Here is a 19,740-nt window from a genome sequence, read left to right on the forward strand (position 1 = left end):
ATTCCGGTCAGCCCCATGGCCTTCGCGGCGATTCCCGGATTTGGCCAGCGCTTGACCTCGAATTATGCGGCTATTCGACGAGCAATGTGGGCGAGGGCCGCTTGCGTCTGCGCCATATTGGCGTAATCGTACTTTGTATTGATCCAGGGTCAGCATGACGGACGTCTTGCACGCAAGGTCTCGCCGAGCCACTGAGGCGGAAGCGCTCGAACGGCTCACCAAGGCGCCGTTCACACCCAATTCGCATCGCGGCACGGTGATGGACTTCAACGGCTTTGCCACCACGGAAACGTGCGAGCTCAGCTGTGTCTTCTGCCACTTCAATGGGCCAAACGCGATCAAGAAGGCGCGGACGCTTGATCCGGAAATGGTCCGGAAGGGCCTGGAACAAGTGCCCTCGGGGCAGAAGGTGCACTTTGCCGCAACGGGCGACTTCTTCCAGGACCCGCATGCTCTCGACCATCTGCGGAAGAGCATCGACCTCGGTCATCCGGTGAACGTCCTGAGCCATGGCCAGTCAATGCCGCCAGAGCGTCTTGACGAGATGTTGGCCATGGGTGTCCGGGAGTTCCGCTTCAGCGTCGATCACATTGATGCGCGGCAGTATGCGAAGATCCGCCGTGGCGGAGAGCTCGAACGAGTGCTGCAGACCATCGACTACCTGCGCCAACGCAAAGGCGACCTTCCCGATATAAGCGTTGAAATCAATTGCATCTTGATCGGCGATACCAAGGACCGGATGCAGGAGTTTGCCGACTTCTGGTCCAACAGAGTCGATGCCATCCATTTTCACGCGGAGTACTACGACGTCCTCAAATTCCGGAACCTCTTTTTCATTCCGGAGCAGCGAAACGATTGCCACATCCAACTCTACGTTCTGCCCTCAGGGCAAATCGCGCCGTGTTGCGCCATGATGGTTCAGGCGCACGAAGGCGATGCTTCATGGCTGCCCAACATTGCAGATGTTTCGCTTCAGGATGCCTATGACAGACTGTGCGACATGTATGAAGATCCCACCAGCGAGCTTGGAAAAGTCTGCTCCCGGTGCCAATGGTGGGTGATGTGGACCGAGCACAGGGATGGATGCTCGCCGTATATGAAGTCGGTGCGCTTTGACCAACCAGAAGTCACTGCGCCGGCTTCGGAGGCCGCGCCAGAGCGGAAGGCATCGCCGGTCGAGAAATGGCTGCACAACTTCCTTGAGTCGTTCCGGCACTCGTAGGTATCGGGCGCGGAAGGCATATGTTTAGCTGGAAGCCTCGGAAGGTTCCGCCGGCGCCGCATTCCGAAGCGGAACCGCCGACAGAGCCGGAGCGAGAAACCCATTCGCTGGCTGCAGACAGCAGCTTGCTGGACGCCCAGGTAAGAGTATTCGGCCGCGATACGGCGATCCAGATCGTCGATGCGGGTGCTCAACATGGGCAGACGACCCTGCAATACCTGTCGGCCTTTCCTTCTTGCCGCGTCGTCGCCTTGGAGCCGGAGAGCGGGAACCATGCGCTGGCCGCGACGACGCTCGCTCCTTTCGACGAACGAGTTGAACTGATCCGCGCGGGACTCTCCAATGTCGACGGTACCGCCGATTTGCGCGTAACCTCACATAGCGGCGCGCACTCGCTGCTCGAAGTCGGCGACATGCGCTACTACGACGAACCTGTCACCGTTCTGCCGGCCGAACGTATTCAAACTGTCACGATCGATCGCCTTTGCCAGGTGCGGAATATCGATTTTCTGGACATCCTGAAAATGGACATTCAGGGTGGAGAGCTGATGGCGCTTCAGGGCGCCCAACGGATGCTGTCTCGGGGCGCGATTCGCCTGATTGCACTCGAAGTCCTGTTCCAACCGCTCTACCGCGATCAGCCGACATTCTGGGATCTGGCCGCCTATCTGCGGCAATACGAGTATGCGCTCCAGGGGCTTTACGAACCGCAGCTCCATGCTAGAAACCCGGCATTGCTTCGCTGGGCCGACGCAATCTTCGTCGCGCCGCGAATGGCTGAGATTCCCCAAGACTAGCGGAACTGGGCGGGGCCGCGCGGGCCGGATCTTCGAGCGTTGGTGGTGGCGCTGCCGCGGCCAGTTCGGCAATATGGCTGTCCGAGACAACTGGACTGGGATGCGGATGACGGGCGCAGTAATCACAATCGGAGTTCTCGCTGCAATCGCGAGCGCAATGGCAACCGTAACGAACATGGTGATCAAGCGCGAATTTCCCCCCGATATACGAAGGCTGAAATTTGATCGAACGCAGGATCAGTCCTATCGGTTCGGGTGTTATCAGTTGACGGCAAACATCTTCTACTACCAGTCCCTGATATTGTGGGCCGCACTGGTGGCGCTTGTCGGTATCAAGGTTCTCGGGGAACTGGGCTGAGGGGCTGCCGCCGCTCGGGCCCTGTCGCGGCCGACCCGGCGGTGAGCGAGGCTCCAAAAGTGTTGCAGGGCGCCGCTGCCCGAGGATAGGGAAACACCGCGAACGCGCGTATCGTATGGGTACGGAATGTCGGTGGCGAGCGGTGTAGACGCGCCTTGCCGGCACGGATGGGGGATCAGATCGTGGACGTCCTGTCGGAGGGCCGGCCCAAAGGGGCAAAAGACACTTTCATGGTAACTGCGAAATTGCCCAGGGTAGGCGTCGTCATCGCCAACCACAACAACGAGGCCTATGTCGCCGAGGCGATCGTCTCGGCGGCCCGTCAGACCGTGCGCAATATCGAGGTGGTCGTGGTCGACGACGCCTCCACCGACTGCTCCGACCGCGTGATACGCGAGACGTTGGCCAAGATGGGCGATCCGCGGTTCCGCTACATCCGGCTGGAAACGAATTGTGGTCAGACCGGCGCCATCCGCCGTGGCGTGGCCGACCTCGACGCTCCCTTCGTCTGTTTTCTCGACTCCGACGATGTCTGGTACGACAACTTCGTCGAGCGCCATCTCGCGGCCCATCTGAACGCCGACTACCCGGTCGCATTCACCTATTGCGATTCGCATTTCATCGACGGCGACAGCGAGTTGCTGGCCGGTACTGCATGGTGGTTCGAGCTGCCACCCAAGCACGAGCAGCATCGGCCGATCGACGTGGAGACGATCCCGGAGATCGATGCGGCAGCGGGGCGGGCGCGCTTTCCGGTGAATCCGGCATTGACGTTACACGGCCACTGGACGCCGACCTGGTCGTCCAACAGTACGGCCGCGATGATGTTCAGGCGCGACATCGTGGACCTCGTGCTGCCCGACAGGGACGAGCAGCTCCCGCTCTATCTCGATTTCTATCTGTCGACTTTCTGCATCCTGATCGTCGGCGGCATCGCCGTCCACGACGCGCTCTATGCCTATCGCATGCACGGCAAGAACAAGCATTCCGACGGCCTCATGCTGGGCGGCGCTTCGCAAACCTCGCGCAAGAACTGGGGACCGATCAGCCGGCGCGTCCTCGATCTGATCCTGAGCATCATGCTCGAGCGCCGGGAAATACTGACCGCGGCGATCGGCGCCATGCGCTACGACCAGGCGGTGAAGACCATCCACTTCGCCATCAGGAAGTCGCGGCAAAAGCCGCCGTGGATCGGCCGGCTGAGGGCGATGGTTGGGCTCTGAGGTGACCTTGACGACAGTGAGGGAAAGCGCGGCGCTCCTGCACGACTGGGCGATCCGCCAGGCGCTGCCGTTGTGGGCGACGGCCGGATTCGACGCCGCGACCGGACGCTTCCGAGAGACCCTGACCCACGCGGGCAAGCCGGTGCTCGACACCCCGGCTCGGCTGATCGTCCAGGCCCGCCAGATCTTCTCCTATGCTCTTGCGGCGCGGCGGGGATGGCATGCCGACGCGGCCGCCGTCGTCGACAGCGCCTACGCGGCGATGGTGCGCGACTACTACAGGCCCGACGGCCGGCCTGGATGGGTCTATTCGGTCCACGGTGACGGCAGGATCGGCGATGGGCGGCGCGACCTCTACAGCCACGCTTTCGCGCTTCTGGCGATCGCCTCCTATGTCGGCGCGACAGGCCGCCGCGAGGCCTTGTCGCTCGCCGACGAGACGCTCGCCTTCCTCGATCGCGAGATGCATGCCCAGAGCTCGGGCGGCTACGTCGAGGCGCTACCGTCATCGAATGCACCGCGGCGCCAGAACCCGCATATGCATCTATTCGAAGCCTTGCTCTCCTTGTGGGTGAACAGCCGCGAGGCCCGCTACCTGGGACGCGCCGGCGAGATGTTCGGCCTTTTCACATCACGCTTCTTCCGATCCGATCCCGGCGTCCTCGGTGAATATTTCGACGAGGGCCTTCAGCCGGCGCCCGAGGAGAAGGGTGCCATCGTCGAACCGGGTCATCATTCGGAATGGGTATGGCTGCTGCGATGGTTCGAGCGCGAGACCGGCCGGTCGGTGCAGCCCTATGTCGATGCCCTTTATGTTCACGCCGCGCGGCATGGCTATGACGAGACCGGCTTGATGGTGGACGAGCTTCTGATCGACGGCACCCACCGGCTGCCGTCGCACCGTACCTGGCCGATGACCGAGGCGCTCAAAGCCAACGTTGCCGAGGCCGCCGCCGGCCGTCCGGGAGCGGCCGCAAAGGCGGCCGAGGTGGCGATCCTGCTCCATCGCCGCTTCCTCGCAGCTGGTCATCCGGGAGGCTGGATGGATCGGCTCGATGCGAAGGGCCGACCGGCTGCCGAGAACATGCCAGCGAGCACGCTCTATCACGTCCTTTGTGCGGTCGACGAGCTCGATCGCTTTGCCAAAGCGGCCTAGCCCGTGGCGGCTGCCATCGATATGTCCGCACCGATCACCCCCATCATCCTTGTTGGCGGCTCGGGCAAGCGTCTGTGGCCGCTCTCTCGGGAGAGCATGCCCAAGCAGTTCGTGCCGCTGCTCGGTAAGCAGTCGACCTTTCAGCAGACGTTGCTGCGCGTCACCGATCGCACGTTGTTCGGACGGCCGATCATCGCGACGAACGACAGCTACCGCTTCACCGCCGAGCGACAAGCGCGGGAAGTCGGCATCGAGATCGATCTATTGATCGAGCCGTCGCGCCGGGACTCGGGACCGGCGATCGGCGCCGCGGCCGGCTACGCGAAGAGCTTAGGCGCCGAAGCCGTCCTGGCGCTCGCATCGGATCATCTCGTCATCGGCGAAGAGCAGTTTCGTGCCGATTGTCGGGCCGGGCTCGCGGCGGTCCAGCAAGGCGGCATCGTCACCTTCGGCATCCCGCCGACCGAGCCCAAGACGGACTATGGCTATATACGCGCCGGCGTCGACAAGGTCGGGAAGGTCTGCAAGGTCGCGGCTTTCGTCGAGAAACCCGATGCGCAGACCGCGCTGCGGTACCTTGCCGAGGGGCTGCTCTGGAACAGCGGGAACTTTCTGTTCTCGCCGGCCCTGCTTCTGTCCGAGATGGCGCGCTTCGAGCCGGTCATGGCAGCTGCGGTCGAGGAAGCAGTCGCCAACGCTATCAGGCGCGGATCGACGGTTTTTCTGGAGGCCGCAGCGTTCGGCAAGGCGCCGGCCAAGTCGATCGACTATGCGGTGATGGAACGGACCGACAAGTGCTGGGTCGTGCCGGCGACATTCCGATGGTCCGATCTCGGCACCTGGGGGGCGATGCTCGACGTCGGCGAGGCCGACAGTGCCGGCAACGTCACCGAAGGGCCGGTCGAGCTCGACGAGGTTCGCAATTCCTACATCCGCTCGGATGGTCCGCTGACTGCGGTGATCGGCGTCGAGAACCTTGTCGTGGTGGCGATGCACGACGCCGTTCTGGTCGGCCACCACGACGACTTGCCGCGGCTCAAGGACGTCGTCCAGCGCATGTCGGAGGGCAATCACAAGGCGGCGACCGAGCATGCGAGGATCCACCGTTCTTGGGGGAGCGCGCAGGAGATCTACCGTGGCGTCCACTTCAGGGCCAAGCACCTTACGATGAATCCGGGCGAGCAGTTTGCTCTGCAGAGCCACCGGCGCCGCGACAAGCATTGGTTCGTCGTGAATGGAGCCGGCGAGGCGCTGCTGGCTGGAAAGACATACGTACTGAAGGCCAACGATTCGGTGTTGGTTCCCCGCAAAACCCCGCACAGCCTTCGCAATGCCGGGCCGGCCACATTGGAGTTCATCGAGGTCCAAACCGGGGACCATCTCGACGAAGAAGATTTCGTCCGATATGAGGAAGCCCGCGAAGCCGGGCAAGGCAGCCGTTGAGGCGGGGGCCGTCGGCAAGGCCGGGCGAAGGCCAGACCGCAGCAAATCGAGCTCTCCGGCGATTGACGTCCACGGCCCGGTCAGCTAGCGGACTGCGTGCAGTATCCCGCCGCCCTGCCTTTCCTGGAGCAGTAGAGGATTTTGGCGAGCTTGCTCCATGGAATACGTGCTAGGCAGAGGTGTTGATTGAGTGAGATCGGCATTGTGACCAGCCTTCCTGACCGGATCGCGGATGCTTGGCGGAAGGGCCTCGACCTCCTCATTGGACGACGACTGACCATCAGTCCCAGGACGAGGGAAGAGGAAATCTTTCTGCGGGCTCGTAACTTGGCTCGAGCCGGCGAGCTGCAGGAAGCCGCCACTACCTTTGGTGATGCGGCCACGGCGGCACCGGACCTCATCGCGGCGTTCGAGAACCAGGGTGAGCTTCTGGACATCCTGGGGGAGACCGAGAAGGCGAGGTCCCTGTACGAAGCGGGACGGATCCTGAGGCAGCGACTCCGGGGAGCAACTCCGGACCGCAGTTTCGTACTGCGGCGAGCCGGCCGCTCTACGGCCGAGATCGCCGCCTACACCACCGTCCTGCAATCCGTGAAGCAAAGGGTGCTGCCGTTCATTGCGCGCGGCAATGCTTTCCTCGTCGAGGGCCGGCCTGAGCCGGCCCTTGTCGATTACGAGGCCGCCCTCAAGTTGAAGCCGGGACTTTCAGATGTGCTGGCCCTCAAGGCAGAAGCGCTTCTGATGATGGGTCGGTTCGAACAGGCGGCCACCACGTTCGACAGCGCTTGCGCAGTGCAGCCGCGGAATGCGGACTTCTTGAGCGGCCGCGCGATCGCGCGCTTGGCGCTGCGGCGTCTTGGCGATGCGGACGCCGACTGGCGCGTCCAGTTCGAGCTCCTCCCGGCCGAGCGCGCGTCGGCGCGCGCCTGCGTCGCGCTGCGGCTCGCCGACTACGGGAAGGCCTTGCCCGAACTGGAACATGCCCTGGCCAAGGAGCCGTGCGATCCCTATTGGCGGCTTTATCGGCTGACGGCGCTGGGTCGCCTGGGGCGCCCGGCGATGCCGGACGCCAAGCCTTCGCTCGATTCCTGGCCGAATCCGTTGCTTTGGCTCCACGCCAAAGGACTGTCGACCGAGGAGGTGCTGGCGCGCGCAGACAATGGCGAGCGGCGGGCGGAAGCGCTGTTCCAGCTCGGCGTGCTTGCACTGCCGCATGATCCGGCGGAAGCTCGCAGGCGCTTCACGGCAATCGTCGATGACGCGCCCCCGTCAATGATCGAACATGCTGCGGCGCGCCACGAGCTGGCCGGCCTCGGCTCTTAATCGCGTCAGGCGAGGATCCGATGTTCTCTGTCATCATTTACGGCCGTAACGACAGTCACGGCTACAATCTCCACAAGAGGGCGGCGATCAGCTTCAACGCGATCGCCGAGGTCATGTCGGACCCCGACGACGAAATCCTTTTCGTCGACTACAACACCCCGGACGATCACCCGACCTTTCCCGAGGCGATCCAGGACACGTTGACCGCCAAGGCCAAGAAGGTGATGCGCATCTTTCGGGTCCGACCCGAACAGCACGTGCACCTGAAGGCGCGCACGCATCTGGTCGCGCTCGAGGCGCAGTCGCGCAATGTGGCGCTGCGGCGCTCCAATCCGCGCAATCGCTGGATTCTCTACACCAACACCGACATGTTGCTGGTGCCGCGCAACGAAAAGGAATCGCTGAGCGACATTCTGGCGACCGTTCCCGACGGCTTCTATCAGGTGCCGCGCTTCGAGCTGCCGGAGATGCTGTGGGAGGCCGCGTTCGACCGCCGCGATCCGGCCGGCAATCTCGCCAAGCTGCGCGACTGGTCGATGCGTTTCCACCTCAATCAGGTCGTCTACAACTTCATGCCCATGCGTTACGACGCGCTGGGCGATTTCCAGGCCGCGCTTCGCGAGGACATGTTCGCGATCCACGGCTTCGACGAGGAAATGCTGCTGGGCTGGCACTGCGACTCGAACCTCGCGGCTCGTCTCGCGCTCTATCGCGGCTCGGTCGATACGCTGGTCGACAAGGTCTTCGGGTATCACTGCGACCATACCCGTGTCGCCGCGGCGAACAACAAGGGACGACAGACCAAGATGAACGACCAGGATCGCTTCATCTGGGACGTCTCTACGCCCTATCTGCCCGCCCAGGCCGAGAATTGGGGCTGGCCCGATCTCGAGATCGAGGAGATCCGGCTCGACAGGGACACCGCCTTCGAACGCTTTGCCGCCGGCATAGGGGCGGCCATCGAACCCGCCACCGAGGCCTACCGCACCACCAATCTCGAATGGCACCTGTTCAACGACCTGACCTACGACCTGCCGCACACCTTGCCCTTCGTCTGCGACCAGGTGCTTACCTACCCGCGCAATTCCGCTCTCATGTTTGTCGGCACCCGCGCCGACTTCCTGACCCGCTTTGCCATCGCGTGGCGCACCATGGGCTTCACGGGGCCCGTCCTGGTGCCGAACGAGTGTCAGGGCCTGCCGCTCGACACGCCCGGTGTCGAGGCCGGACCCTTCGCCGACCTGCTGCGACGGTCGGACATGTTCATCTTCGAGTTCGGGCTCGCTACCCAGGGCGTGAGCGATCCGGTGCGCACCGGTCGGCTGGCGGAGGCGATGGACGAAAAGCGCCTGAAGGTGGTGAGCCGGCTTTTCAGACAGGCCGCGTCGTTGGAGGAAGAGACGCGACCCGCGGCGCGCCGGTTGCCGCGCCGCTTCATCGGCGTGAACGTGATCTACAACCGGTTCTGGCCGCTGTTCACCGACTATGTCAGCGCCAACATCAATCCGTTCTGCGGCCAGGTATTGGCCGGCAACCCGCGCATCGACCCCAGCATGAAGGGCAAGGTCCTGCGCTTCCGCGGACGGTACGCGATCTAGGCGGCGCACGATTGCGGCGGCGAAGACCTATTCCCTCGGTGGAAAGGCGCCGTTCGGATCGTCGAAAGCGCGCCGGGCGGCGGCGAGACGCCTGCGCAGCGTGACCGGAGGCGGCGGCGGCGGAGGCGGCTTGGGCGGAGGCGGGTAGAACGCCGGCGAATCGGTCGCGAACAGCGCCATGTAGTCGCGATAGGGAAGGGCGTCCTCGCGGTCGTCCTGCATCTGTGCGGCGAGGAGGTCGAGGGCGTGGTCGATGTCGAACATCGCTGCCATCCGCTCCCGGAACGCCAGCAATATTTCCGCCGCGCTGTCGGGCTGGTCCCAGATGGAATAGATGGCGGCGAGCTTGCCGAGCTTCTCGACAGATAGCGATGCCGCGAGGTCCTTCATGTCGCCGCGCACCGGATCACGGGCGTAAGAAGCGTCGGCCTGGAACGGCCGCCCGCGTTCGGTTTGCGCCGGCATCGTTATGGCAAAGCGTGACGGCAGCGCGCGCATCGAATAGACGCGGTTCTCGAGAGCGACGAGTTCGTAGCCTTGCCCGCGCATGAAACGGTCGGTGTTGTGGAAGGTGTGAAGCGTCTCGCCGGCGCCGCCATAGAAGTTCACTTCCAGACGCGCGGCGAGAAGCCCAAGCTTGTCGAACAGGCCGTCGAAGGAATTGAGGACGCGAAAATCCGGACCGTCTATATCGATCTTCAGGACGTCGACGTCCGCATATCCAATCTCCTCCAGGAGCCTCGCGGCATCGACGGCTCTTGCCGGATCGGCGAGTTCGGTCAGACCCCAGGCATTGTGCTGGAGCTGCTCATGGAGCGGCGCCGCGGCGAGATGGGCCGAACGTATTTCCATCGCCCAGGCGGCACTCGAACGCGAATAGAGCCTTTGCGCCTCGAAGTTCAGCGTGCTTTCCCGCTGAGGGTCGCTCCTGCGGGCAAATGGATGATCGGGCGCCACATCGACGAAGGCGGCGATGTAGCGGACATCGGGGTTCGCTTCCTCGCCGGCAAGCCGCTCGCACTCGCGGACGCTGGCATCGAATCCGACGGCGCGAAGCCGATCTCCGAATACGCGCCAAACGGAGTCGATGCCGCCTGAGCAGCCCACGTCAACGAGGGTGAATCGCTCGGAGCGAAGACTGCCAGCGACGAACGCCGCGAATTTGGTGCTCATGCCCGACGGTTGATATCGACCTCCCAAAAGAGCGTCAAATCGGAAGCGTCGTGGCTCAGCCGACGAGCCCCGCCGCCGGCTTCGGCACGGTGCTCCCGGTTGAGGAGAGCACCGCCGAAATACCTGTCTTGTACTTCCTGAACCAGTCCACGAAGAGCGGGATTCCCTGTTCGATCGGAACCTTCGGCGTCCAGTCGAACGTGCGAACCGTGTCGTCGATGTCCGCCACGGTCTCGGGCATGTCGCCAGGCTCGCCCGGCCTCAGCTCGATCCTGGCGCGTCTGCCCAGGGCCTTCTCGAACAGCGACAGAACGTGGCCGATATTCTCGCTTTCCGACGCTCCCAGATTGTAGATGCGATGGCTCGGCTCGTCGGTCGGACGATCGAGGATCGCCAACGTTCCTGCGACGATATCGTCGATGTAGCTGTATCCGCGCCGGATTCGACCGAGGTGATTGAGCGCGATCGTCCGTCCTTCGAGAATCGCCTTGGCAAAAATGTATGGCGACATGTCGGGACGGCCCCATGGTCCGTAGACCGTGAAATATCGGACACCGGTCGCGTTGAAGCCATATTGATGCACATAGGCATCTGTCATCAGCTCGTCGGCCCGCTTGGTCGCGGCATAGAGCGACGCCGGGCGATCGACCCGGTCGGCGATCGAGAACGGCAGCTTGTGATTGCGGCCATACACCGATGAAGACGAGGCATAGACGAAGTGGCGGAGGGCGGGGCACTTGCGCGCGACCTCGAGCATCACGAGGTGACCCATCACGTTGGTCTGTACGTAGATGTACGGATCGACCATCGAGTGAAACACGCCCGGCTGTGCGGCCAGGTGCACGATGCCGGTCAGATCCGCGTGTCGGCCTGCGAGCGCGAACATGCTTTCGCGGTCGGTGATGTCGGCCCGCACGAAGGCGAACCTGGCGTCCTTCTGCAGCGCGGCCAGTCGCGCATATTTGAGGCCCGGATCGTAGTAGTCGCTGAAGTTGTCGATGCCGATGACGGCTTCGCCTCGCGCCAGCAATGCACCTGCCACATGCGAACCAATGAAGCCGGCGGCGCCGGTTATCAGGATGGGCATCAGGACGGCTTACGCGAACACTCGACGGACGAGACTGACAAGCGCGGCTCCTTGAGCGACGATACTACCCTAGGAAGACCGAGCGGCCAACACAATCCTGCCTGCGGGAGCCCGAGCTGAAACACTCGGAACGGCGCGCGAGGCTTGCCCGCACTTTTGAATTCGGCCATGTATGCGCAATATGCGTCACGTCTCTGCAAGCGCGAAATCCGAAGGGAAGGCCGAGCAAACGATGCCAGCCGGCAGGGTACGCGCGCGACGATGAGTGCGCGCCTTCAGGGAATTCTTCTCATCGTCCTGGTCATCGGCGTCAGCCTGATCTTCCAGGTGCAGATGAAGCTGTTCGGGACGGCCTTCGCCTCGGCGCTCGCGAAGTCGGACGGCCTGGCGAGGACGGTCGCCGCCATCGTCGGAGTCTCGCTCAGCTGGCGTGGTGTTCTGGTCGGGCTGCTTGCCTGCGCGCAGTTCGTCATCTGGCTGATGGCCCTGGCTCGAATCGACCTGTCCCTCGCCGTGCCGATGCTGTCTCTCGGCCTGCTCGTCGTTGCCCTGAGCGGAGGTGCATGGCTGGGCGAGGACCTCAATCAGCTTCGGATCGCGGGCCTGTGCCTGACGGCGGCGGGCATCGGACTGGTGATCTACAGCTAGGCGGCAGAATGGAAAACATGAACGATCTGGCCACGGTCGAAGCCCCCGTTCTCGACGGTTCGCGCGAGCATGCGCCGCGCATTTCGGTCGTCGTGCCGGTGTTCAACGAGGAGCGGAACGTCGCGCCGCTTGTCGAGGCCCTGGTCGGCGCGCTCGAGGGGATTCCCGGCGGCTTCGAGATCATCGCCGTGAACGACGGCAGCCGCGACGGCTCGCTTGCCGCGCTGATCGAAGAGGCAAAGGCGCACCCCCAGTTGCGCATCGTCGACTTCCGGCGCAATTTCGGCCAGACCGCCGCGTTGATGGCGGGCATCGACCATGCGACCGGCGAGATCATGGTGCTGATCGATGCCGATCTCCAGAACGACCCCCGCGACATCCCCATGCTCGTCGACAAGCTCGCCGAGGGCTTCGATGTCGCGAGCGGATGGCGGCGCGACCGCAAGGATGCCCGCCTCAGCCGGACTTTTCCCAGCCGCGTCGCCAACGGGATCATCTCCTGGATTTCCGGCGTGTCGCTCCACGACTATGGCTGCACGCTGAAAGCCTATCGCGCGGATGTCTTGAAGGGGGTGCGCCTGTACGGCGAGATGCACCGGTTCATACCCATTTATGCCCACTGGATGGGCGGACGCGTTACCGAGGTACCCGTCCGGCACCATGCACGGAAGTTCGGCCGGTCGAACTACGGCCTCGAACGTATCCTGAAGGTGTTGCTCGATCTGGTCGTCGTCAAGTTCCTCGACCGCTACCTCGTGAAGCCGATCTATATCTTCGGCGGCTTCGCGGCGCTGTCGCTGGCGGGCAGTATCGTCACGCTGGCCGTGATGATCGGTCTGAAGGTGTTCGCCGGCGTGTCGATGATCTCGACGCCTTTGCCCCTGCTGACGGCGATGATGTTTCTCGTCGGGGTCCTCAGCCTGCTCATGGGATTGCTCGCCGAGATCACGGTGCGCACCTACTTCGAGGCCCAGAACCGGCGCCACTACCTGGTCCGCAAGCTTTACAACTTTTCCCGCGGGGCCTGATCGCCGTGTGCGGCCTCGTGGGATTCGTGGGCGCCGGCACCGCGAAGGTACTGGCCGACATGATCCGGACGGTCGCCCATCGCGGACCGGACGGCGAGGGCACGTGGACCGATGCCGGGCTTCGCGTCTTCCTGGGACACAGGCGCCTTTCGATCGTCGATATCGCTGGTGGCGCGCAGCCGATGTGGGATGCGCGGGCCGAGACCGGCGTCATTTTCAATGGCGAGATCTACAATCACCTGGCGCTGCGCCGGGAGCTCGAGGCGGCCGGGCATGTCTTTCGCTCCTCGCACTCGGATACCGAGGTTCTGGTCCACGGCTACCGGCAATGGGGCGATGGGCTGTTTCTTCGCCTGAACGGCATGTTCGCCCTTGCGATCGTAGACCTTCCGGCGAGGCGCATTGTCCTGGCGCGCGACCGATTCGGCGAGAAGCCCATGTACTATGCCGATCGTCCGGATGCATTCGTCTTCGGCAGCGAGGCAACGGCGCTCCTTGCTCATCCGAGCGTCTCGCACGAGCTGTCGCCGAGGGCGGTCCAGAAGTACTTCGCCTGGGGATTTCTGCCGGCGCCCAACGCCTTCTACCGCGACCTGAGGAAGCTGCCGGCCGGATCGTCGCTGACATATGACATCGAGACCCGCAAGCTGGAGGTGAAGAGCTACTGGCGGTTTCGTCTCGATCCGGACGATCGGTTGGGCATCAGTGACGAGCAGCGGCTGGCCGAGGAGTTGCGGGAGCGGCTCTCGGAGGCCGTGCAGCGCCGGTTCATGAGCGACGCGCCGCTCGGTCTCTTTCTTTCCGGCGGCATCGACAGCGCGGCCGTGCTCGCAGCGGCGACGCGATCGCGGCCGGCCCGGTCCATCAGCACCTTCACCATCGGTTTCACCGAGCCCAGTTACGACGAGTCCGCGCAGGCCCGAAAGCTCGCCGAGGGGCTGGGCACCCGGCATCACGAGGAGATCCTCGACCTGGAGAAGGCCCGCGACACGCTGCCTGCGATCCTGCGGCGCCTCGACGAGCCGCTGGGAGATCCGTCGATCCTGCCGACGTATCTGCTGGCCGCGTTCGCCGTTCGCAATGTCAAGGTCGCCCTGTCGGGCGATGGCGGCGACGAGTTGTTCGCAGGCTACGATCCGTTCAAGGCGCTGGCCCCGGCGCGGGTCTATTCGGCCCTGGTTTCACGTGGCGTTCATCGCGGCCTGCGCCGGCTGGCCGATTTGCTGCCGCGCTCGAGCCGCAACATGAGCTTCGATTTCAAGGTCCGGCGAACCTTGCTCGGCCTGTCGTGGCCGGCGCCGCTCTGGAACCCGATCTGGCTCTCGCCTGCCGATCCGGACCTCATCGCCGAGATCTTCGATGAGCCGCTGAGTGCCGAGGAGCTTTACGAGGAGGCCCTCGCACTGTGGTCCACCCAGGCCGGCGACTTGATCGACAGGACGCTGGAGTTCTACACGACCTTCTATCTTCAGGACGGCATCCTGACGAAGGTGGATCGCGCCTCGATGCTGAATTCCCTGGAAGCGCGCGCGGTGTTTCTGGACAACGACCTCGTCGAGATGTGTAGACGTCTTCCCAATCGCTTCAAGTTCCGGGGTGGCGAGCGCAAGCGACTGTTGCGCCGTGCGCTCGCGGGCTGGCTGCCCGAGGAGGTCTTGCAGCGCCGCAAGAAGGGATTCGGCATTCCGCTCAGTCGATGGTTGCGCGATTGGCAGCCGCCGGGTGCGGCAGGCGCAACGCCGGGCGATGTCGGATTGAGGGAGGGCGTTCTGCGGGAAAGATGGAGCCGCCACGCCAACGGACAAAGCGACGAGCGCCTTCTGCTGTTTGCCTGGGCAAGCGCCGCGCCGCACCTTGCTTCGGCAGGCCGATTGCACTGAGGGAAGCCCATGGATGCCGGCACCTTCGCGGTCGAGGCGCGGATCGAGGCCACCCACTGGTGGTTCGTCGGACGGCGCAGGCTCTTTGCCCGCGAGATCGCGCGGGCGGGCGTTCCGGCGACGGCGCGGGTGCTCGACGTCGGGACCTCGACCGGGACCAACCTCCGCATGCTGCGTGATCTCGGCTTCGCCGAGGTGGAGGGGCTCGATCTCAGCGAGCAGGCAATCCGCTACTGCGCCGAGAAGGGACTGGGGCCGGTGCGCAGGGGCGACATCTGCGCCATGCCGTTCGCCGGGTCGAGTTTCGATCTGGTTCTCGCGACCGACGTCATCGAGCATGTCGAGGACGATGCCCTGGCGCTACGCGAGACGGCACGCGTGCTCGAACCGGGCGGGGCCGCCATCGTCACTGTTCCCGCCTTCCAGACGCTTTACGGATTGCAGGACCGCGTCGCGCGGCATCGACGCCGCTATCTCAAGCGCGATCTGGCGGCAAAGATCCGGGCCGCCGGCTTGGAGCTACGCGACATCTACTATTTCAACTATCTCCTGTTTCTGCCGATCTGGCTCGCACGCCGCCTGATGGACCTGTTCGGTGCGCGATTCGAGAGCGAGGCCGAGCTCAATTCGCCGGTGCTGAACTGGATCCTGGGGCGCGTCTTCGCGATGGACGTGCTTTCCGCACGGCTCCTCTCGCCGCCCTTCGGCGTGTCGCTGTTCGCCATCGCCCGCAAACCCGCCTAGCGCAATCATCTGGAGTGTCGTCTTGCACAATGCGCACAACCGCGACGCCGGCGAGACCGTGATCACGGGCTCTGCCGAACGATTCGGCTACGAATGGGACGAATACGCCGAGTTGCGCCCGGAATACGAGGAGCAGTTCCGGCGCTGGACGGTTCTGCTGCCGCCGGCCGAATGGAAGGGCAGAAGCTTCCTGGACGTCGGCTGCGGAATGGGGCGGAACGCCTACTGGGCGGCATCCTGGGGCGCCTCGGAAGGCCTGGCCATGGATATCGACGAGCGCTCGCTCGCGGCGGCCCGGCAGACGCTTGCCCGTTTTCCTGCGGTTTCGGTCGCGACGCGAAGCGCCTACGACATCGGAGAGCGCGACCGCTTCGATATCGTGTTCTCCATCGGCGTCATCCATCATCTGGCCGATCCGGCGGCGGCGTTGCGCAACATGGTCGACGCCGCGCGTCCCGGCGGACGGGTACTGATCTGGGTCTACGGCCTGGAGAACAACCGCTGGATCGTGATCTTTCTCAATCCGCTGCGGAAGGCGCTTTTTTCACGCTTGCCCATCGGGCTGGTCCACCACCTCTCGCTCTATCCGGCCGCCGCGCTGTGGCTGGCGCTCAGGCTCGGCGTGGGACGCATCGCCTATTTCAAGCTGATCCGGACGTGGACGTTCCGGCACCTGCGCTCGGTTGTCTTCGATCAGATGCTGCCGCGGATCGCCAATTACTGGCCGCGGGCGGAGGTCGAGGCGCTGATGCGCGACAGCGGATTGCAGCAGATCGAGTTGTCGTGGGTGAACGAGATGTCGTGGTGCGCGCTCGGCACGAAGCCGGCCAGATGAGCGGCGCAGAGAGAAGACGGCCCGGCCTGGCCGGGAGGGCCAAGGCCGGTCCGTCTGGCGGACGCGTGCTCGCCCCGCCGGGTGCGCTTGCACGGAAGTGGTACCGATCGGCATCGCAGAATCCAAATGCGGCACCGGTTGCGGTGCTGATCGCCATGCCGTTGGTCATGGCGATGCTGGGGCGGGAATGGCTGTACACGCCGATCGGGTTTCTGGATCCATGGTACAATATCGGCTTCTTCATGTTCTACCAGGACCCGACCTACCTGGCAGATCACTACAAGCTGCAGCGTCTGCCCTGGTTGCTTCCGGGATGGATCCTCTACCACACGGTGGGACCGCTGGCCGCCAACTTCATTCTTCATGTCGGTGCCCTGGTCCTCTCCACCGTCTTTGTCTACCTGATGCTCGCACGCCTCGTGTCGCGACAGGCAGCTTTCGTGGCTGCCGCGACCCTTACGATCTACATCCCCTTTCACGGCGCCGGAGGCTGGGACTACCAGGCGGCGGGAGCGGCTGCCTACTATGCGGTGACGCTCTATCTGGTGGTTCGTGCAGCGCAAGCAGACGATCCGCGGGGATATTTGATCGCAGCCGGTGCGGCCTATGCGGCTGCGGTGTTTGCGACCATCCATCTCGTCAATTTCCTGCCGGTGCTTGCGGCCTTCTACCTTGTCGCAAGACCTCGCCGGACGGTTCCCGACATATGGCGAGCATTGCGATTCGGTTTCTACGGGTTCGCTGGCCTGACGCTCGCCCTCTGTCTCGTCGATCGCGCCGTCGGGCGCGGCCTCTTCTTCTTCTGGCCGCTTCTGAAGATCGTCATCGAGCGGGTCGAAGACCCGAGCGGACAGAAACTCTGGTGGTTGCCGTGGTCGGCATTTTTCCATCCTCCGACCAGCTTCCTCTACCTCGTCTTTCCGGCGGCCATGTTGCTCGTCTCAATGCTCAGGCTTGCGGCCGGCGTGACACGGATAGGGCGGCTCAATCCGATACGCACATTGCTGCTCGGTCAGTTCGTCTTTGTCGCGCTGCTGTGGATCCTTTGGCAGCAACTCGGCCAGGTTGCGTTGGCGCCCGACTACTTTGCCCATGTTCTCATCATTCCCGCCTTCCTTGCATTGGCAGGTCTTCTGGGAGGAGATGTCGGCGGCAAGGCGCGTATTCTGCCGGTACTCCTCGCAAGTGGCTTGTTCCTCGCCTTCGTTCCGGCAGCTCAAGGGATATTCGCATCGGTTCTCGCTCCCGAGGTGGCGAAGTTGACGGAGCCGGGTGCCGTCGAGGCTCTTGGAGCCTGGGCCATCTTGATCTTGCTGCTAGGGGCGTTCATGCCGTGGGCTGCCGCGCTGACAGCGGTGCTCGCGGGCCTGGCAGGATTTTCGTTCGCCTATCTCCAGATCCAGCCCGCATGGCCACATCAATTCTGGCAACTGAAGACGTACAGCGAGCGCTATTGGGTATCGAGCGGCTGCGCGTTGAACGAACAGACATTCAGAGAGGTCATACGTCTGTTCGGAATCTTTCGATCCGAGAATCCCGTCATCTGGCAAACCTGGGTCTGGCGCGGCCCGGGTGGAGTACGGACCTTCGAGTCCGGCTGCACGATGGACTTGGACTTCTTGCGCCGCACGGTGACCGCGACGGGTGCGAGCAATCTCGGTTTGCCGACCGACACTCGTCCGAGCCAGATCTCGGATCAATATATCGGCTACGTCGTCGACGGCGGCATGGTGGTCGCCATGGTGCAACACGAGCAGGATGCCGATGGCCTTGTCGAGCGCTTTGCCGCTGCCGGCAAGAAGCTCACCTTCGTGCGGCGGGTGACGATCAATCTCGGGCAAGTGCCCGTGCTGGTGCTGATCTACCGATCGAGAAACGAGAAATGACGTCGTTCGACGGAGTGATCGCCTATTCCAACCGAGTGGCACAACCTATCGCCTGAAGACCACGACCGGAAAAGCCCGGAGCGGAGAGAATGGCCTCGTCGAGCCGGGCCGCGGTGCGCGTGATCCCTCGGATGCCGGGAATGAATCGGAACAGCCGGTTCACGACAAGGACATCGCTGTTCATGAAGACGCAGAAGCCGAAGAAGCCGTGCGTCGTCCAGCGATCGAGACGTAGCCCGGCCGATGCCAGCGGCGGCTCGGTTTCACCGAGGCGCAGCGGGCGCTCGTTTTCGTGGTCGAGCGTCGGTGACAGGCGATAGACGATCGAACGCAGAAGGCGCCACGGCCAGAAATCGCTGACCGGCTCGCGGAAGATGAAGCGCCCGCCCGGCTTGAGAATTCGCGCCACTTCCCCGAACAAGCGCCGACGGTCGGGGACATGGTGGATGCCGCCGAGCATGAACACGGTGTCGAAGGACGCCGAGGCAAGCGGCAGAGCCGTGGCGTCACCCTGGACGAAGCAGAGACGGGCGTCGACGTGGCCGGCCCTGGCCCGTTTCAGCATCTGTGGCGAAATATCGAGACCGATGCCGCGCACGATGCGGGAGCCGAAGAGGGCGATCGCCTCGCCGTGGCCGCAGCAAAGTTCCGCCGCCACCCCGAACGAACCCTCGCCCACGGCACGAAGCAGACATTCGTCCAGGTACGCCATGTATTCGATGGTGTGCGGGTATTCGAGATTGGCCTGATAGGCGGCGGCGATTCGATCGTAGTGCGCCAACTGCTGCTGTGCCTGGAGCGAACCAGGTCGCTCCGCAAACGCCGGGATCGCGCTGTCGAGGATCGGATAGCGGTAGCTGCCGTCGGGCGTCGCGAGCTTGTCGCCGGCCAGCGCGAGCCTTTGCCCGGAAGCGGGGCAGCGCAGGAGGTCGAGGAAGTTTTCGACCGTTTGCGTCGTTGGTGACATCGGGCCGCTGGATCTTCGTCGAAGCCGTATCTCTGCCAGAAGCGGACCGATGTTCCAAGCGGCAGGCGATCGAGAATGCGATCCGTCTAGCGGCCCGCTCCCAGATAGAGCACGTCCGCGACGTCGGCGAATTTCTCCGCCGGCAGCGTGCGCCAGAGGTCGAGGATCGTGAGGCGCTGGCCGTTGCCGTTGTTGCGCTTGCACCAGGCCGGGTCGATCGCGTGGTAGGCGGGCCAGGCTGTGGCGACGATCAGGAGATCGCAGCCGCGCACGGCGCTGTCGAGCGAGGAGGCCTCGACGACCTTGTCGCCCAGCGCGGCGACGGCGGCGTCCTGCGCCAGCGGGTCGTGCACGGTCACCACGTAGCCCGCG

At 63.9% G+C, this 19,740-nt stretch carries 16 protein-coding genes; 12 read left to right on the forward strand and 4 right to left on the reverse strand.

The features are described from left to right. Window positions 1-154 precede the first annotated feature (154 nt). From VH499_RS06995 to VH499_RS07025, 7 genes are all read left to right on the forward strand, one after another. Window positions 155-1,222, forward strand: coding sequence for a radical SAM protein (locus VH499_RS06995; RefSeq protein WP_332051981.1), 1,068 nt, complete (start codon window positions 155-157; stop codon window positions 1,220-1,222). Between the two features lie 20 nt (window positions 1,223-1,242). Further along, a complete protein-coding gene (locus VH499_RS07000) occupies window positions 1,243-2,019 on the forward strand; it encodes an FkbM family methyltransferase (protein WP_332051982.1) in 777 nt (258 codons plus the stop codon). Window positions 2,020-2,559: 540 nt separating this feature from the next. Further along, window positions 2,560-3,600 (forward strand): glycosyltransferase family 2 protein, encoded by a 1,041-nt coding sequence (locus VH499_RS07005; protein ID WP_332051983.1) that lies wholly within the window; start codon window positions 2,560-2,562, stop codon window positions 3,598-3,600. A gap of 1 nt (window position 3,601) precedes the next feature. Then, window positions 3,602-4,756 (forward strand): AGE family epimerase/isomerase, encoded by a 1,155-nt coding sequence (locus VH499_RS07010; protein ID WP_332051984.1) that lies wholly within the window; start codon window positions 3,602-3,604, stop codon window positions 4,754-4,756. Window positions 4,757-4,777: 21 nt separating this feature from the next. Further along, window positions 4,778-6,199 carry a mannose-1-phosphate guanylyltransferase/mannose-6-phosphate isomerase gene (locus VH499_RS07015; RefSeq protein WP_332051985.1) on the forward strand — a complete coding sequence of 474 codons (1,422 nt, stop codon included), beginning with the start codon at window positions 4,778-4,780 and terminating at the stop codon, window positions 6,197-6,199. A gap of 186 nt (window positions 6,200-6,385) precedes the next feature. Continuing rightward, window positions 6,386-7,522 (forward strand): tetratricopeptide repeat protein, encoded by a 1,137-nt coding sequence (locus tag VH499_RS07020; RefSeq protein WP_332051986.1) that lies wholly within the window; start codon window positions 6,386-6,388, stop codon window positions 7,520-7,522. A 20-nt stretch (window positions 7,523-7,542) separates the two neighbouring features. Further along, window positions 7,543-9,120, forward strand: a complete 1,578-nt coding sequence (locus tag VH499_RS07025) for a hypothetical protein (protein ID WP_332051987.1) — start codon at window positions 7,543-7,545, stop codon at window positions 9,118-9,120. 27 nt (window positions 9,121-9,147) lie between these two features. Here the strand turns inward: VH499_RS07025 and VH499_RS07030 are convergent, their stop codons facing one another. Next, window positions 9,148-10,293 (reverse strand): FkbM family methyltransferase, encoded by a 1,146-nt coding sequence (locus tag VH499_RS07030; protein WP_332051988.1) that lies wholly within the window; start codon window positions 10,291-10,293, stop codon window positions 9,148-9,150. 55 nt (window positions 10,294-10,348) lie between these two features. Next, window positions 10,349-11,380 carry an NAD-dependent epimerase/dehydratase family protein gene (locus VH499_RS07035; RefSeq protein WP_332051989.1) on the reverse strand — a complete coding sequence of 344 codons (1,032 nt, stop codon included), beginning with the start codon at window positions 11,378-11,380 and terminating at the stop codon, window positions 10,349-10,351. A 261-nt stretch (window positions 11,381-11,641) separates the two neighbouring features. Between VH499_RS07035 and VH499_RS07040 the strand changes: the two genes are divergently transcribed. The 5 genes from VH499_RS07040 to VH499_RS07060 are packed head-to-tail and all read left to right on the forward strand — an operon-like array spanning window position 11,642 to window position 16,515. Then, window positions 11,642-12,028, forward strand: a complete 387-nt coding sequence (locus VH499_RS07040) for a hypothetical protein (protein WP_332051990.1) — start codon at window positions 11,642-11,644, stop codon at window positions 12,026-12,028. Window positions 12,029-12,045: 17 nt separating this feature from the next. Then, window positions 12,046-13,056 carry a glycosyltransferase family 2 protein gene (locus tag VH499_RS07045; protein WP_332051991.1) on the forward strand — a complete coding sequence of 337 codons (1,011 nt, stop codon included), beginning with the start codon at window positions 12,046-12,048 and terminating at the stop codon, window positions 13,054-13,056. Window positions 13,057-13,061: 5 nt separating this feature from the next. Then, complete coding sequence (gene asnB / locus VH499_RS07050; protein WP_414709755.1) at window positions 13,062-14,936, forward strand: asparagine synthase (glutamine-hydrolyzing); 1,875 nt, start codon at window positions 13,062-13,064, stop codon at window positions 14,934-14,936. A gap of 9 nt (window positions 14,937-14,945) precedes the next feature. Beyond that, entirely contained in the window at window positions 14,946-15,680 is a 735-nt protein-coding gene (locus VH499_RS07055) for a class I SAM-dependent methyltransferase (RefSeq protein ID WP_332051993.1), read from the forward strand. Window positions 15,681-15,702: 22 nt separating this feature from the next. Continuing rightward, on the forward strand, window positions 15,703-16,515 hold the full coding sequence (locus tag VH499_RS07060) for a class I SAM-dependent methyltransferase (protein WP_332051994.1): 813 nt from the start codon (window positions 15,703-15,705) through the stop codon (window positions 16,513-16,515). A 1,908-nt stretch (window positions 16,516-18,423) separates the two neighbouring features. Here the strand turns inward: VH499_RS07060 and VH499_RS07065 are convergent. Both VH499_RS07065 and VH499_RS07070 read right to left on the reverse strand, forming a co-directional pair. Beyond that, a complete protein-coding gene (locus VH499_RS07065; protein ID WP_332051995.1) occupies window positions 18,424-19,368 on the reverse strand; it encodes a class I SAM-dependent methyltransferase in 945 nt (314 codons plus the stop codon). A gap of 86 nt (window positions 19,369-19,454) precedes the next feature. Continuing rightward, the coding region (locus tag VH499_RS07070; RefSeq protein WP_332051996.1) for a UDP binding domain-containing protein at window positions 19,455-19,740 on the reverse strand (286 nt) is incomplete at its 5' end.

This window comes from Reyranella sp. (assembly GCF_036558665.1).
In the GTDB taxonomy this organism is placed as follows: Bacteria; Pseudomonadota; Alphaproteobacteria; order Reyranellales; family Reyranellaceae; genus Reyranella.